13 protein-coding genes are annotated in these 14,401 nt (G+C 66.3%); 6 read left to right on the top strand and 7 right to left on the bottom strand.

Annotated elements, in window-relative coordinates:
• Window positions 1-108: 108 nt before the first annotated feature.
• On the bottom strand, window positions 109-483 hold the full coding sequence (locus AC04MI_RS11830; RefSeq protein ID WP_056067655.1) for a PilZ domain-containing protein: 375 nt from the start codon (window positions 481-483) through the stop codon (window positions 109-111).
• Window positions 484-578: 95 nt separating this feature from the next.
• Here AC04MI_RS11830 and AC04MI_RS11825 point away from each other — a divergent pair, with 95 nt between their 5' ends.
• The 4 genes from AC04MI_RS11825 to AC04MI_RS11810 all read left to right on the top strand — a co-directional run bounded on the left by AC04MI_RS11825 (window position 579) and on the right by AC04MI_RS11810 (window position 5,727).
• Window positions 579-3,569: an EAL domain-containing protein gene (locus AC04MI_RS11825; protein WP_476497856.1), complete on the top strand. Its 2,991-nt coding sequence runs from the start codon at window positions 579-581 to the stop codon at window positions 3,567-3,569.
• A 203-nt stretch (window positions 3,570-3,772) separates the two neighbouring features.
• A complete protein-coding gene (locus tag AC04MI_RS11820; RefSeq protein WP_056067657.1) occupies window positions 3,773-4,264 on the top strand; it encodes a hypothetical protein in 492 nt (163 codons plus the stop codon).
• 122 nt (window positions 4,265-4,386) lie between these two features.
• Entirely contained in the window at window positions 4,387-5,166 is a 780-nt protein-coding gene (locus AC04MI_RS11815) for a 2OG-Fe dioxygenase family protein (RefSeq protein ID WP_436078650.1), read from the top strand.
• 123 nt (window positions 5,167-5,289) lie between these two features.
• The gene (locus AC04MI_RS11810; RefSeq protein WP_099730067.1) at window positions 5,290-5,727 is read left to right on the top strand and encodes a universal stress protein; all 438 of its coding nucleotides are present in this window, start codon (window positions 5,290-5,292) and stop codon (window positions 5,725-5,727) included.
• Between the two features lie 67 nt (window positions 5,728-5,794).
• On the opposite strand, the gene AC04MI_RS11805 is transcribed toward AC04MI_RS11810, so the two are convergent.
• The 4 genes from AC04MI_RS11805 to AC04MI_RS11790 all read right to left on the bottom strand — a co-directional run bounded on the left by AC04MI_RS11805 (window position 5,795) and on the right by AC04MI_RS11790 (window position 9,559).
• Window positions 5,795-6,778 carry a tripartite tricarboxylate transporter substrate binding protein gene (locus tag AC04MI_RS11805; protein ID WP_476497855.1) on the bottom strand — a complete coding sequence of 328 codons (984 nt, stop codon included), beginning with the start codon at window positions 6,776-6,778 and terminating at the stop codon, window positions 5,795-5,797.
• Between the two features lie 188 nt (window positions 6,779-6,966).
• Window positions 6,967-8,151, bottom strand: a complete 1,185-nt coding sequence (gene bktB, locus AC04MI_RS11800) for a beta-ketothiolase BktB (RefSeq protein ID WP_056746178.1) — start codon at window positions 8,149-8,151, stop codon at window positions 6,967-6,969.
• A gap of 91 nt (window positions 8,152-8,242) precedes the next feature.
• On the bottom strand, window positions 8,243-9,004 hold the full coding sequence (locus AC04MI_RS11795) for an SDR family NAD(P)-dependent oxidoreductase (RefSeq protein ID WP_260667751.1): 762 nt from the start codon (window positions 9,002-9,004) through the stop codon (window positions 8,243-8,245).
• 39 nt (window positions 9,005-9,043) lie between these two features.
• Window positions 9,044-9,559, bottom strand: a complete 516-nt coding sequence (locus tag AC04MI_RS11790; RefSeq protein ID WP_436078652.1) for a MarR family winged helix-turn-helix transcriptional regulator — start codon at window positions 9,557-9,559, stop codon at window positions 9,044-9,046.
• A gap of 75 nt (window positions 9,560-9,634) precedes the next feature.
• Between AC04MI_RS11790 and AC04MI_RS11785 the strand changes: the two genes are divergently transcribed.
• Window positions 9,635-10,540, top strand: a complete 906-nt coding sequence (locus AC04MI_RS11785; protein WP_436078653.1) for an EamA family transporter — start codon at window positions 9,635-9,637, stop codon at window positions 10,538-10,540.
• A 72-nt stretch (window positions 10,541-10,612) separates the two neighbouring features.
• On the opposite strand, the gene AC04MI_RS11780 is transcribed toward AC04MI_RS11785, so the two are convergent.
• The gene (locus AC04MI_RS11780) at window positions 10,613-11,275 is read right to left on the bottom strand and encodes an RluA family pseudouridine synthase (RefSeq protein ID WP_146871069.1); all 663 of its coding nucleotides are present in this window, start codon (window positions 11,273-11,275) and stop codon (window positions 10,613-10,615) included.
• Window positions 11,262-13,472, bottom strand: coding sequence for a PAS domain-containing hybrid sensor histidine kinase/response regulator (locus tag AC04MI_RS11775; protein WP_260667748.1), 2,211 nt, complete (start codon window positions 13,470-13,472; stop codon window positions 11,262-11,264). Before AC04MI_RS11775 ends, AC04MI_RS11780 begins: the two co-directional genes overlap by 14 nt.
• Window positions 13,473-13,721: 249 nt before the next feature.
• Here AC04MI_RS11775 and AC04MI_RS11770 point away from each other — a divergent pair, with 249 nt between their 5' ends.
• A complete protein-coding gene (locus AC04MI_RS11770; protein WP_056067837.1) occupies window positions 13,722-14,378 on the top strand; it encodes an NAD(P)H-dependent oxidoreductase in 657 nt (218 codons plus the stop codon).
• Window positions 14,379-14,401: the final 23 nt, after the last annotated feature.

The raw sequence follows: 14,401 nt of genomic DNA, 5'->3' as shown, positions 1-14,401 counted from the left end.
CTGCAGGAGCAGGAAGCGCAGTGATGGGCGGCACCCGCCGGTTTGACAAACGCGCCGAGAAGAAAAGAGATGCCGCTACGGCGGCGGTGACGAGCCCTGCGGCGGCCGTCAGTGCGCCGCGCCCGCCATGGTCAGTTCGCCCAGGTCCCGCTCCAGCAGGGCGGGGTCGCCCAGTTGCAGCTCGATCAGACGGCGCAGGTGGGTGACGCTGTCCAGGTCAATGCCCTTGCACAGCAGCCCGGTGTGCAGGCCTTGCACGTGGGCCACCTCGGTGGACATGGCGATGTGGTTGCCCGTGTCGGCCAGGGGGATGGTCAGTTGGCACAACGTGCCTTGCCCCAGCGTGGCCTGCGCGGGCACCATGATCAACGCGCCCTTGAGCGATAAATCCAGCACATGCACGCTGAACGCATCGGTGGCCGTGGTCAGCAGGGCCGGTGCATCAAAACCAACGCGGACGAAGTGGCGGCGTTCATGGGGCATCGCTGTCTCCTGGGCGGGGCGGGGGGTTGGGCACATGCTACCCCAACCGGCACGCGGCAGTTAATTTTTGGAGGTTTTTGCAAGCATTCGTTAACATGGTTTCTCCATCACCTGGGGGGTCCGGTGTGAAACCTGGCGTGAACTGGCTGGTGCGGCGCTGTGCCGCGTGGCTTAAAGGCATTGTGTGGGCGGCCGTATTGACGGCCAGCGCCAGCATTGCTGCGGCGCCCCGCGAGCTGCGTGTGGGCGTGTACTCGAACGAACCCAAGGTGTTTGTGGACGCCGACGGCAAGGCCGCAGGCATTTTTGTGGATCTGCTGCAATTGGTGGCTGCGCGCGAGCAGTGGAGCATCAAATATGTGCCCTGCAGCTGGCAGGACTGCCTGGATGCGCTGCGCGAGGGCCGGCTCGACCTGATGCCCGATGTGGCTCGCTCGCCCGAGCGCGAGATCCTGTACGACTTTCACCGCCTGCCAGTGCTGCACAGCTGGTCGCAGATCTACCGGACATCAGGCGCGCCCATCTACTCGTTGTTTGACCTGCAGGGCAAGCGGGTCGCGGTGCTCAAGGGCTCCGTGCAGCGGTCCACATTCCTGAACATGGTGGACAGCTTTGGCATCCAGGTGACTTTGGTGGATGCGCCCAGCCTGATAGATGCGTTTGCCATGGTGCAGCGGGGCGAGGCCGATGCGGTCATCTCCAACCATCTGTTCGGCAATTTCCATTCGGCCCGCTATGGCGTGGTGGACACGGGCATTGTGTTCCAGCCCGCTACGCTGTTCTTTGCGACCGGCCCCGGTCGCAATGCAGATGTGTTGGCGGCCATTGACCGATCCGTCGAGAACTGGCGCAATGGCGCCGACCCGGCCTATGCCCAGGTGATGCGCCACTGGGGCGGGCAAGACCCTGGCGTGCAGATTTCCCCCTGGGTGTGGCGGGGGCTTGCGGGCTTGGTGGCGTTCAGCTTGCTGGCCGCGTTGATGGTTGCGATCTTGCGTCGCCAGGTCCAAGAGCGTACGCGCCACTTGCGGGACAGCGAGCAAAAGCTCGCCACCATTTTGGACAGTGTTGGCGCGTTCATTTACATCAAGGGCAAGGACTACCGTTACCAGTACGCYAACCACCACACGCTGCATTACTTTGGCAGGCCGGCGCACGAGGTATTGGGCCATGACGATGCGGCGTTTTTCGACGCAGCCACGGCGCAAAGGCTGCGAGCCAATGACCGCCGGGTGCTGGAGGACGGCGAGACGCTGGAAGCGGAGGAGGTGAACACGCCCGCCGCCACGGGCGAGACACGCGCGTTTTTGTCGATCAAGATTCCGCTGCGCCACGCGGATGGCAGCATTTATGCGCTGTGTGGCATCTCGACCGACATCACCGAGCGCAGCAAGGCCGAAGAATCGCTGCAGATTGCGGCCACGGTATTTGAGTCGTTCGAGGGCATGATCGTGACGGGGCCCGACCAGAGGATTCTCAAAGCCAACCAGGCCTACGCGCGGCTGACCGGCTACACGGTGGACGAGCTGGTGGGCCAGACGCCGCGCCTGCTGCACTCGGGCCGCCAGGACACGTCTTTTTATGCGGCCATGAAGAACACCTTGCACTCCAGCGGCATGTGGCAGGGCGAGGTATGGAACCGGCGCAAGGACGGCACCGAATATCCGGCCTGGATCACCATCACCACCGTGCGTTCGCCGCGCGGCGACATCACCCATTACGTGGGCACGCAGACGGACATCTCCAGCCGCAAGGCTGCCGAAGAAGAAATTCGCCTGCTGGCCTTCTACGACCCGCTCACGGGCCTGCCCAACCGTCGGTTGATGAATGACCGCCTGCAACACAGCCTGGCCGCCAGCGCACGCTCAGGCGCGGGCGGTGCGTTGCTGTTTGTGGATCTGGACAACTTCAAGGACCTGAACGACACCCAGGGCCACGAGCTGGGCGACCAGCTGCTGCGCCAGGTCGCCGCACGCCTGGGGGGCTGCGTGCGCATGGGCGACACCGTCGCACGCTTGGGTGGAGACGAATTTGTGGTGCTGCTGGAGGGGCTCAGCCCGCAGGCRCACGAAGCGGCCGCCCAGGCCGAAACAGTGGGGCGCACGGTGCTGCAGGCTCTCAGCCAGAGCTACCAGCTCGACGGCCATTCACACCACAGTTCTTGCAGCATAGGCATTGCGCTGTATGCCGATGCACGCGGCTCGGTGGACGAATTGCTCAAGCACGGCGACATGGCCATGTACCAAGCCAAGGGCGCAGGCCGCAACACCTTGCGGTTCTTTGACCCGCGCACCCAGGCCAATGTGACCGCGCGAACGCTGCTGGAGGCGGGCTTGCGCGACGGGCTGCGCGAGGGGCAATTCTTGCTGCACTATCAGGCCCAGATTCACCAGCAGCGAGGCATTGTGGGCGCCGAGGCGTTGGTGCGCTGGCAGCATCCGCAGCGCGGGCTGGTGTCGCCCGCCGAGTTCATTCCAGTGGCCGAAGCCTCGGGCCTCATCGTGCCGCTGGGCGTGTGGATTCTGCGCACGGCCTGCCTGCAATTGGTGGAGTGGGCCTGCGACCCGCAGACTGCCCACTGGACCTTGGCCGTGAACGTGAGCGCACGGCAGTTCCGCCACAGCCACTTTGTGGACGAAGTGCTGGGCGTGCTGGAAGAAACCGGCGCCAACCCGCACCGGCTGAAGCTGGAGTTGACCGAGACCCTGCTGCTGGACGATGTGGAGGACACCATCCAGCRCATGGACACCCTGCGTGCGTCGGGCCTGGGCTTCTCGCTGGACGACTTTGGCACGGGTTATTCGAGCCTGAGCTACCTCAAGCGCTTGCCACTGGACCAGCTCAAGATCGACCAAAGCTTTGTGCGCGACCTGCTCACCGACGCCAATGACGCCAGCATTGCCCGCACCATCGTGACCCTTGCCCAGAGCCTGGAMCTGGGGGTGATTGCCGAGGGGGTCGAAACCCAGGAGCAACGCGACATGCTGGCCGGGCTGGGCTGCCACACCTGGCAGGGCTACCTGTTCGGGCGCCCCGGGCCGGCGGAGGCACTGCTGCAGGCGGCTGCCAGTGCAACGGCGTCGTGATGCCGGTGGACGTATATCGGGCTTGGGCGCCGACAGCCAAGGCCTTGCGGTACCTCACTCGCGCCAACAACTGTCGCCATTGGCTGACATTTTGTAGCGTCTGAAAGGTGTAAGGTACAGGAAGCCTTGTGACTCACACAGGGTCGCCCTCCCTGTGCACACGCTGTTTGCGTGCACGGTGTGGCAGTCAGCAGGAGCTTTCCATGAAAAACACCATGTTTCCCACGATCCGTCTTCTTGTTTCGGGTGCGGCTGCGGCCGCGCTCCTGGGCCTGGCGGGCGGCGCGCATGCGCAGGCCTACGTCAATGCCACCGTGGGGGGCGAACTGGCACCCGGCGTGTATGGCCGCATCAACATTGGCAATGCACCGCCGCCACCGCTGATTTACGCAGAGCCTGTCATCATCCAGCGCCCTGCTGTGGTGGTGCCGCGTGCGCCCATTTACCTGTATGTGCCGCCCGGCCATGCCAAGAACTGGGGCAAACACTGCGCTCGCTACAACGCCTGCAGCCAGCCGGTGTACTTTGTGCAGGAGCCGCCCCCACGCCGTGGCAACCCGTACCAGGGTCCGCGCGGGCGCGATGACCATCGTTGGGATGACGACCGTGGACGCGGCGGCAAACACGACCGTGACCATGACCGCGGGCATGGCAAGGGTGAAGGCCGTGGCAAGGGCCATGGCAACCGGGACTGAGCGGCTTGCGACCACGGGGGCTGGCCGGTTGCGTGGATTCGGATGCGGCCCCCACACTGCACCCACCCTGTTTGCGCCATCGCAGAACCTGTGGTGGCGGCTGCGGTTAAGCTCGGGCCTCTATGGCCCAAGTCTCCTTTTCTCCCCCTTTCACTACACCGGCTGACGTCGCCAGCCAGCTGCAAAGCAGCGGCTTTGCCGTGCTCAGCCCTGAGGCCGTTGCCGAGTGGGTTGGCGCTGACCTGTCGGCGCTGCTGGCCCTCAACAGCGACTGGGCAGCCTTGCCGCCCGATGAATTCCTGAAGGACGGTGGCCGCTACCGCCGCCGTCGCCACACCTGCTTTGTGCTGCAGGAGGGCCGGATGGAGCAGGTGCCGCACCGCGCCCACTGGCAGCCCGTGGAGTACAACGCGCTGCACGGCGGCATGGAGCGCTGGTTTGCCCCCATGGAGCCTGCCACCGTGGCGCAGCCCGTGTGGCAGCAGTTGCTCGTCGCGCTGGCGGGCGTGTCGGACGCCGTGTTTGCCGGGCCGCAGGCACCGGTGCCCTGGTTTGTAGAGGCACACCAGTTCCGCATCGACACCACCGACGGCATTGGCCGCCCCACACCCGAAGGTGCCCACCGCGACGGCGTGGATCTGGTGGCGGTGTTTCTGGTGGGGCGCGAGGGCGTCAAGGGTGGCGAGACGCGGGTGTTTGAGGCCAACGGCCCTGCGGGGCAGCGCTTTACGCTGACGCAGCCCTGGTCTCTGCTGCTGCTGGACGACGCGCGCATGATCCACGAGTCCACGCCCATCCAGCCGCTCAAGGACGGAGGCTACCGCGACACCCTGGTGGTGACCTGCCGCCGTGGAAACTTCCAGGGCGCGGACGTGGTGGGACTGGCGCCGTCCGGGGTCTGAACACTGCGGCAGAAGTGCATCCGATTTGATGCGAATCAAGATGCGGGGTATGGTGGCGGTTCACACTGTCGCCCATGGTCAGGCCACAAGCCTGGTCTCACCCCTCATTCAAGGAGTAGCACCATGTTCAAACACATTCTGGTTCCTGTCGACGGTTCCAAGACCTCGATGCTGGCCGTGTCCAAGGCCGCAGGCCTGGCCAAGACCTTTGGCAGCGCCGTCACGGCGGTGTATGTGATCGACCCCTATCCCTTCACCGGCGTGGGCGCCGACTTTGCTTACGGCCAGGCGCAATACATCAGCGCCGCCACAGCCGAGGCCAATGCCGCGCTGGACGCCACCAAGAAGGCCATGGCCGATGCGGGTGTGCAGGTCACCACCGTGGTGGGGGAGGGCCATGCGGTGCACGACGGCATCCTGCGCGCGCTGGAGAGCACAGGCGCCGACCTTATCGTGATGGGCTCGCATGGCCGCCGTGGCCTGGAAAAGCTGGTGCTGGGCAGCGTCACGCAGCGTGTGCTGGGTGTGGTGCACATCCCCGTGCTGGTGGTGCGGGACTGATTGTTTTGCCCCATGCAAAACGGCTCCTTTCGGAGCCGTTTTTTATTGCGGCAAGCGCCTCAGAGGGTCACTCAATCTTCGCGCCCGAGGCTTCCACAATGCCCTTCCACTTGGCGTAGTCGGTCTTTAGCAGGGTGTTGAACTGAGCGGACGACATGGCCTCCGGCTCGGCACCCTGGGCGTGGATGGCGGCCTTCATTTCAGGGGTGGCCAGCAGCTTGTTGATTTCTGCATTGACCACGTTCACCACGGTGGCCGGTGTACCTGCGGGCGCAAACACGCCGTACCAGGTGCTCACATCAAAGTCCTTGAAGCCCGACTCGGACACGGTGGGTACTTCGGGCATGGACGAGCTGCGCTTGGCCGATGTCACAGCCAGCGGGCGCAGCTTGCCCGACTTGATCTGGGCCATGGCCGATGGCACCGAGGACATAAGCAGGTCCACGTTGCCCGACAGCGCATCCATCAGCGCAGGGTTGGAGCCCTTGTAAGGGATGTGGCTGAGCTTGATGCCCGCAGCCTTTTCGAACAGGTCGCCTGCCAGATGGATCGAGGTGCCGTTGCCGGGCGACCCGTAGGTGATGGTGCCGGGCGCTGCCTTGGCAGCAGCCACCACGTCGGCCAGCGTTTTGAACTTGGAGTTCGCGCTGGTGGCAATGACCACGGGCGTGTAGGCCACATGGGCCACGGCGGTCAGGTCCTTGGTGGGGTCCCAGGGCAGGTTTTTGTACAGCCAGGGGCCGATCACCAGGTTGTCTTTCTGGCCCATGACCAGGTCATAGCCCGTGGGCGCGGCCTTGACGGCCTCGCCAATGCCGATGGTGCCGCCTGCGCCGGCGCGGTTGTCGGCCACCACGGTCCACTTGGCGCTTTCAGTGAGCTTGGTGGCCACCAGGCGCGACAGGATGTCGGTGCCGCCGCCGGGCGGGAAGGGCACGATCAGGCGGATGGGCTTGGCGGGGTATGCCGCAGCGGGCGCAGGTGCCTGGGCGTAGGCCGTGGTGCCCAGCGCWAAGGCGAGGGCGGTGAAGGAAAGCAGGGTGCGCATCATGGTGAGAGGTGTCTCCGTCGGTTCAGTGGTGTGCGGGTCGCCGCCAGGCCGCTGGGTGCGGCTGCGGTTGCCCGGCTGATCTGGGGCAGCGGGCGCCAATGATCGCTGATCGACTGTGGCGCTCGCATTGCCAATAGCAGGTGGCAGCATCGCGGGTGGCGATGGCAGTGTGCGCACCCGCGTGCAGGTCAGAGGCGCTCAAAAATCGCCGCAATGCCCTGGCCGCCGCCAATGCACATCGTCACCAGCGCATAGCGGCCCTGAATGCGTTGCAGCTCATGGATGGCCTTGACGGTGATGAGCGCACCGGTGGCGCCGATGGGGTGGCCCAGCGAGATGCCCGAGCCGTTGGGATTGACCTTGGCCGGGTCCAGGCCCAGGTCCTTGGTCACTGCACAGGCCTGGGCGGCAAAAGCCTCGTTGGCTTCGATCACATCCAGATCGGCCACGGTGAGCCCGGCCTTCTTCAGCGCCAGCTGCGTGGCGGGCACGGGGCCGATGCCCATGTACTTGGGGTCCACGCCCGCGTGGGCGTAGGCCACCAGGCGGGCCAGGGGCTTGGCGCCGCGGGCCTTGGCGGCACCGGCTTCCATCAGCACCACGGCGGCGGCGGCGTCGTTGATGCCGGAGGCGTTGCCAGCCGTCACCGTGCCGTTTTCCTTGATGAAAACGGGCTTGAGCTTGGCCAGGTCGTCCATCGTGGCGCCGGGGCGGAAGTGCTCGTCGGTGGCGTACAACACGTCGCCCTTCTTACTCTTCAGGGTGACGGGCACGATCTGGTCCTTGAACACACCGGCCTGCGTGGCGCGCTCGGCGCGGTTGTGGCTCTCGACCGCCAGCTTGTCCTGGTCTTCGCGGCTGATGCCCCACTTGGCGGCGATGTTCTCGGCCGTCACACCCATGTGGATGTTGTGGAAGGGGTCGTGCAGTGCGCCGATCATCATGTCCACCATCTTGGTGTCGCCCATGCGGGCGCCCCAGCGCATGTTCAGGCTGGCAAAGGGCACACGGCTCATGTTCTCGGCACCGGCGCCAATGGCCACATCGGTGTCGCCCAGCAGGATGGACTGGCTGGCATTGACGATGGCCTGCAGGCCCGAGCCGCACAGGCGGTTGACGTTGTAGGCGGGCGTGCCTTCGCCGCAGCCGCCGTGGATGGCTGCCACGCGCGACAGGTACATGTCCTTGGGCTCGGTGTTGACCACGTGGCCGAACACCACGTGGCCCACGTCCTTGCCTTCCACGTTGGCGCGGGCAAGCGATTCGCGCACGACGAGTGCACCCAGTTCGGTGGGGGGCACGTCCTTGAGGCTGCCACCAAAGGTGCCAATGGCGGTGCGCACTGCGCTGACGACGACGACTTCACGGGTCATGGGGAGGTCCTTTCAGAGAAATTCAGGTCAAAATGGCTGCAGGCGCTAGTGAACCATGCGGTTGCAGCTATCAAAATAGGAGTAATCGGGCTCACGCCTCGCGCACATCGGCCACCGGGTTGGTGCCGAAGTCTGCGCGCTCCAGCCAGGCGAGCACGCGGGTGGCGGCGTCGGCAGGCGATGTGAGCTGGCCACCCGTCTTGAGGTTGGCGAAATTCTGGCGGTCCGGGAAGGCGGCCGGGTCGGCGCCGCGCAGCTGGACCTGCATGTCGGTGTCGATCACACCGGGAGCCAGTGAGCATACCTTGGCCCCATGGGACTTGATGGCCTCGTCCAGCGCCACGCAGCGGGTGAAATGGTCCATGCCCGCCTTGGCGGCGCAGTATGCGGCCTGTGATGCCATGGCCCGGCGGCCGAGGCCCGAGGAGATGTTGAGCACCTTTCGTGGCACGGTCCAGGTGTCCGTCGCACCCAGGAAAGCAGCAGTGAGCTGCATGGGCGCCTCCAGCCCCACGCGCAGGGCGGTGGCCAGGTCTTCCGCGTCGCTGGCCGACAGCGGGGCGATGCGCGGGATCATGCCCGCGTTGTTGATGAGGGTGGCGCTGGCAAACGCCTGCGGGCCCTGGGCCTGCAGCCAGGCTTGTAGCTTGTGGGCCGCCTGCTCGCCCTGCGACAGGTCTTGCTGCCACTGTTCGATGGCGACGCCTGCGGCCCGGGCCTCGGCGGTCAGGTCATCGTTGGCGCTGCGGGCGATGCAGATCAGGGTATTGCCGCTGCGCAAGAGCTGCTGGGCCATGGCAAGGCCCATGCCGCGCGATGCGCCGGTGAGGATGTAGAGGTGGTTTTGAGGCATCCCGCCATGTTACTGCGCAGTACACAGGGCCGGGTGTCTTCACTGGCCTCTGCGTGACTCCAAAGCGGACAGCAGCAGGGCCAGCCGCGCATCCAGCGCGGCCAGATCGGCCGCCTTGAGGTCGGAAAGGATGCGGTGTTCGTTGGCCACATGGGCTTCCACGGCGCGGTCGATCAGCTCCAGCCCCTGGGGCGTGAGCTGCACCAGCGAGCTGCGGGCATCGGCCGGGTTGGGCAGGCGCTCGATCCAGCCCTGGGCTTCGAGCTTGGCCATGCGGTGCGTCATGGTGCCCGATGTGACCATGAGCGTGGAGAACAGCGTGGTCGGCGCCAGGCAGTAGGGCGCGCCACTGCGGCGTAGCGTGGCCAGCATGTCGAACTCCCAGCGGCTCAGGCCGAATTCGGCAAAGGTTTCATCCAGCCGCCGCTCCAGCAGCGCGGCGCAGCGCTTGATGCGCCCGATGGGGCCCATGGGGCTCGCGTCCAGGTCGGGGCGCTCGCGTTTCCACTGGGCCAGGATGGCATCGACGGCGTCGGGTGTGCGTGGGGTGGCCATGGCCTTGTGGTGGTTGAATTGTCTTGAATTCGAGATTGTATGGTAGAGTTTTTGTCTTGAATTGAAGATAAATACATGACCTCTGCACAATCCACAACAAGCTCTGCGGTCTGGCTGGATGCGCTTGCCACGGCGCTCGGGCCCGTCATCTGGGGCTCGACCTACATTGTCACCACCGAGCTGCTGCCGCCAGACCGACCCTTCACCGCCGCACTGCTGCGCACCTTGCCCGCGGGCTTGCTGCTGGTGCTGTGGTGCCGCCGTTGGCCGGCCTGGGGCGACTGGGTGGGGTGGTGGCGCCTGATGGTGCTGGCGGCGCTGAACATTGGCGTGTTCCAGGCGCTGCTGTTTGTGGCGGCCTACCGGTTGCCCGGTGGCGTGGCTGCGGTGGTGGGTGCCGTGGGCCCGCTGGTGGTGATGGGCCTGACCTGGGCGCTGGACCACCGGCGCCCGCCTGCACTGGCGCTGGTGGCCGGGGCACTGGGTGTGCTGGGCATGGCGGCGCTGCTGCTGTCACCCGGTGCGCGCTGGGACATGGTGGGCGTGGCTGCCGCGCTGGTGGGCACGCTGTGCATGGCAGCGGGCACGTTCTGGTCGCGGCGCTGGCGGTCTGACTTGCCGGTGCTGGCGTTTACCGGCTGGCAGCTGTTGGCAGGCGGCGTGATGCTGGCGCCGGTGGCCTGGGCGGTGGACCCGCCTTTGCCCGCACTCACCCCCACCCACATCGCGGGTTATCTGTACCTCAGCCTGGCGGGCGCGCTGGTGGCCTATGCGCTGTGGTTCCGTGGCATTGCGCGCCTGCCGTCGGTGGCGGTGTCGTCGCTGGGGCTGCTGAGCCCGGTCACGGCGGTGCTGCTGGGCTGGGCGCTGCTGGGGCAGGCCATGACAGGGGTATCGCTGGTGGGCATGCTGGTGGTGCTGGCGAGCATCCTGGCCGTGCAGTGGGCCATGTCGCGCGCCGTGCCGCCGGGCGGGCGCTGATCAGTAACTCCTGTTTGCTATTGAATAGATAGCGATTGGTGTATGTTCCACTAGCGCTGTCGGGCCATTTGGCTAGAAATCGGCCGCCCACTCCAGCGCTACCTGCTCCCCGGTGGTGGGGTGCGCAAAGGCCAGGTGACTGGCATGCAGCAGCAGGCGCGGGGCTTGTGCCTGCGTGGCGGCATCGGCATACAGTCCGTCGCCCAGGATGGCGTGGCCGATGGCGGCCAGGTGCACGCGCAACTGGTGGGTGCGGCCGGTGATCGGCTCCAGCTCGATGCGCGTGGTCTGCGCCGTAGCGTCTTGCGCCAGCGCACGCCAGTGGGTCAGGCTGGGTTTGCCCACGGCGTGGTCGATGACGCGCAGCGGGCGGCGCTCCCAGTCGGCAGCAATGGGCAGGTCGATCTCGCTCCAGTCGCCGCCCGCTGTGCCCAGCAGCCCTTGCACCACCGCCTGGTAGCGCTTGTGCACCTGGCGCTCGGCAAACGCGTGGCCCAGGCGCCGCTGTGCGTCGATATGGCGCGCCATGAGCACCAGGCCCGAGGTCGCCTGGTCCAGCCGGTGCACGATGAGCGCGCCGGGCCAGCGCTGCTGGGCGCGGGCGCTCAGGCAGTCTTGCTTGTCAGGCCCCCGGCCGGGCACACACAGCAGCCCGGAGGGTTTGCACAGCACCAGCAGGTCGTCGTCTTCGTACAGCGCCTGTACGCCATCTGCCACGGGTTCAGGCAGGGTCATGGCCCACGATCAGCCGCTGCACGGTGGCGCAAAGCTCTTCCACGTCATTGGGTTTGTGGATCAGGGCTTGCGCGCCTTCGGCCAGCGCGGCCTGTTCGATCTCGGCCGTGACGTAACCCGAGGCCAGGGCCACGGGCAGGTCGGGGCGGATGAGGCGGGCCTCGCGCACCAGGTCCACGCCACAGAAGCCGGGCATGTTGTAGTCGGTGACCAGCAGGTCATAGGCTTGCGGTGCTGCCCGCAACGCAGCCGTGGCCTCGTGCGGGTCGGTATAGCCGCTCACCTCGTAGCCCCGGCGGCGCAGCAGGCGCTGCACCAGGAAGACCAGGGCCTGGTCGTCGTCCACGTACATCACATGGTGCTTCTTGCCAGGCGCACCGCCGGGTGGTTCGGCAGGCTCCGGTGAAGACGTTGCGGCGGCCAGTGGCACGGCCTGCGCGGCGGGGCTGGGCTGCGCACCAGCAGTCGCACCGGTGGCGACCGGAAAGTACAGCGTGAACCGGCTGCCCTGGCCTGGCGCGCTTTGCACATCCACGCCGCCTTCGTGCGTGCGCATCACGCCATGCACCACCGCGAGGCCCAGGCCCGTGCCCTGGCCCACGGGCTTGGTGGTGAAGAAGGGCTCGAAGATGCGCTCCAGCGTGGCAGCGTCCATGCCGGGGCCGGTGTCGCGCACTGTCAGGGCCACGTAGTCGATGGGTGCGAGGCCCAGGCGCTCGGTCAGGCGCTGGTCGGGCTGCACGGTGGCGGCCTCCACATGGATGCTGCCGCGCTCGGTACCAATTGCATGGACGGCGTTGGTGCACAGGTTGAGCAGGGCCTGCTCGACCTGCGTGGCATCGGCCAACACGGGCGGCAGGCCCGCCTGCAGTTGCATATGCAGCTCGATGGCCGGAGGCAAGGTCACGCGCAGCAGGCGCTCGGTGTCGTGCACCACCTCGGCCAGCGACACGGCCGAGCGCTGCGGGGGCTCGTTGCGGCTGAAGGTGAGGATCTGGCGCACCAGGTCGCGCGCGCGGCGGCCGGCCTTGTCGATCTCCAGCAGGCTCTCCAGCACGGGCGAGCCGGGCGCGTGGGTGGCGCAGTCGGCCTTGGCCAGCTCCACATTGCCCAGAATGGCGCCCAGGATGTTGTTGAAGTCGTGCGCGATGCCCCCGGCCATGGTGCCCACGGCCTGCATCTTGTGCGACTCGCGCAGCTGGGCTTCCAGCTCGTTGCGGTGGGCCTCGGCCTTCTTGCGGCCGGTGAGGTCGCGGGCGAAGACGGTGGTGGTTTCCCCGTCGGCATGGCGCTCGAACGACACGCTCACCTCCACGGCCAGCTCCTTGCCGCTGGCGGTGAGGGCCGTCATCTCGCCCAGCAGGGCCTGCGTGGTGAGCTGGGCAAATGCCAGCGCCTGCGCCGCGTCGGGCAAAAAACGGTCGAGCGTGCTGCCCAGCGCGTCGCTGGCACTGCACTGGAACAGCGCGGCCGCCGTGGGGTTGAACACGGTGATGCGCTGGTGCTGGTCCACGCAGATGATGGCGTCCAGCGCGGAGTTGATGACGGCCTCCAGCCGCTTTTCGCTGGCGCGGATCTGCTCATTGCGCTGCTGCAGGGTCTCGGCACTGTGCTGCAAGGCCTGGCGCTCGGCCAGCAGCGGGCCCTGGTCGATCACCGCGCACAAAAACTGCGACAGCGGCGGGCCGCTGGTCTGCGGTGCATCGATGTGGGCAATGTGCAGGTCGCCGGTGATGCGCGTGGCATTGCTGATGGTGAACACCACCTCCTTGACCTCGCTGTGCCCCAGGTCCTGCGCCTGGGCAAAGGCTTCGCGCACGCGCGCGGCGTCTTGCGGGCACACAAAAGGCATCAGCGCGGTCAGGGGCCGGTCGCGCTCGGTGGGCTGGAAAGAGCGGTGCGCCATGGAGTTGGCCTGCACCACCATGTCGTGGTCGTCCACCACCATGAGGGCCAGCGGCACGCTGGCAAACAGGGTTTCGAAGCGTTCGTACGCGCTCTCGGCCACGGCCTGGCTGTAGCGCAGCACCTTGTTCTGGTTTTCCAGTTCGGCCTGGTAGGCGCGCAGTTCGGCCACCAGGCCCTCTGCCGAAGCGCCGGGCGTGCGGGAGTGGGGGACAGGCGGGCGAGGCATGTGCTCTGCGGCTGCTGGCTGGCGGCCTGCAGGGTCCAGAAAAGACAGGTCGGGTTCACTCATGAAGGGGCGCGGTCAGCCGGGTGCGTGCCCGGGCGCTCGCCCAGGCTTTGTCAAGTGTACGCCTGCCCATGTCGCACCACGCGATGGCGGCAGCATCAACAGAGCGCGGTTGCAAAGCGCTTGTGGGTCGATTGTTGATGAATTGCGAACAATCCGTTTCTTTGGCAGGGCTTACCGAACCACCGTGGGGTGCCTACAGTTCCACCATCGATACATCCCTTGAACCACAACTTCTTTCAGGACGCTGCCATGACCACAGACACCACTCTCGCCCAACCCCTGCTGAACAAGCTGCAATGGCGCTACGCCGCCAAGAAGATGAACCCCGCCAAGAAGGTGCCGCAAGAGAAGGTGGAGCGCATTCTTGAAGCCGCCCGCCTGGCGCCCACCTCCAGCGGCCTGCAGCCGTTCGAGATCATCGTGGTGACCGACCCCGCTGTGCGCGCCAAGATCCAGCCCATTGCCTGGAACCAGGCCCAGATCACCGACGGCTCGCACCTGCTGGTGTTTGCGGCCTGGGACAACTACACGGCCGACCGCATCAACATGATGTTCGACCTGACCAATGACCAGCGCGGCTTCAAGAACGAAGGCTGGGAAAACTACCGCCAGATGCTGCTCAGCAGCTACCCCCAGCGCGACGCCGAAGTGAACTTCCAGCACGCAGCCCGCCAGGCCTACATCGGCATGAGCGCAGCCCTGATCGCTGCGGCCTTTGAAGAAGTGGACTCGACACCCATGGAAGGCTTCGACCCCAACGCGCTGGATGAAATCCTGGGCCTGCGTGCGCGCGGCCTGCGCAGCGTCGCCATCTTGCCGCTGGGCTACCGCGCCGACGAAGGCGACTGGCTGGTGAACCTGAAGAAGGTGCGCCGCCCCCGCGAGCAGTTCGTGACCGAAGTCTGAGGATCTCCTCCTCAGGCACAAAA

Source organism: Acidovorax sp. LjRoot204 (assembly GCF_056175785.1).
Note: the sequence above shows the minus strand (reverse complement) of the source record. Positions and strands in the feature narration are given on the sequence as shown.

Bases quoted from the DNA above. Each gene is read 5' to 3' on its own strand.
- AC04MI_RS11785 (WP_436078653.1), top strand. From the start codon at position 9,635: ATGACCTCTGCACAATCCACAACAAGCTCTGCGGTCTGGCTGGATGCG.
- AC04MI_RS11820 (WP_056067657.1), top strand. From the start codon at position 3,773: ATGAAAAACACCATGTTTCCCACGATCCGTCTTCTTGTTTCGGGTGCG.
- AC04MI_RS11815 (WP_436078650.1), top strand. From the start codon at position 4,387: ATGGCCCAAGTCTCCTTTTCTCCCCCTTTCACTACACCGGCTGACGTC.
- AC04MI_RS11780 (WP_146871069.1), bottom strand. From the start codon at position 11,275: ATGACCCTGCCTGAACCCGTGGCAGATGGCGTACAGGCGCTGTACGAA.
- AC04MI_RS11810 (WP_099730067.1), top strand. From the start codon at position 5,290: ATGTTCAAACACATTCTGGTTCCTGTCGACGGTTCCAAGACCTCGATG.
- AC04MI_RS11795 (WP_260667751.1), bottom strand. From the start codon at position 9,004: ATGCCTCAAAACCACCTCTACATCCTCACCGGCGCATCGCGCGGCATG.
- bktB (WP_056746178.1), bottom strand. From the start codon at position 8,151: ATGACCCGTGAAGTCGTCGTCGTCAGCGCAGTGCGCACCGCCATTGGC.
- AC04MI_RS11775 (WP_260667748.1), bottom strand. From the start codon at position 13,472: ATGAGTGAACCCGACCTGTCTTTTCTGGACCCTGCAGGCCGCCAGCCA.
- AC04MI_RS11770 (WP_056067837.1), top strand. From the start codon at position 13,722: ATGACCACAGACACCACTCTCGCCCAACCCCTGCTGAACAAGCTGCAA.
- AC04MI_RS11790 (WP_436078652.1), bottom strand. From the start codon at position 9,559: ATGGCCACCCCACGCACACCCGACGCCGTCGATGCCATCCTGGCCCAG.
- AC04MI_RS11830 (WP_056067655.1), bottom strand. From the start codon at position 483: ATGCCCCATGAACGCCGCCACTTCGTCCGCGTTGGTTTTGATGCACCG.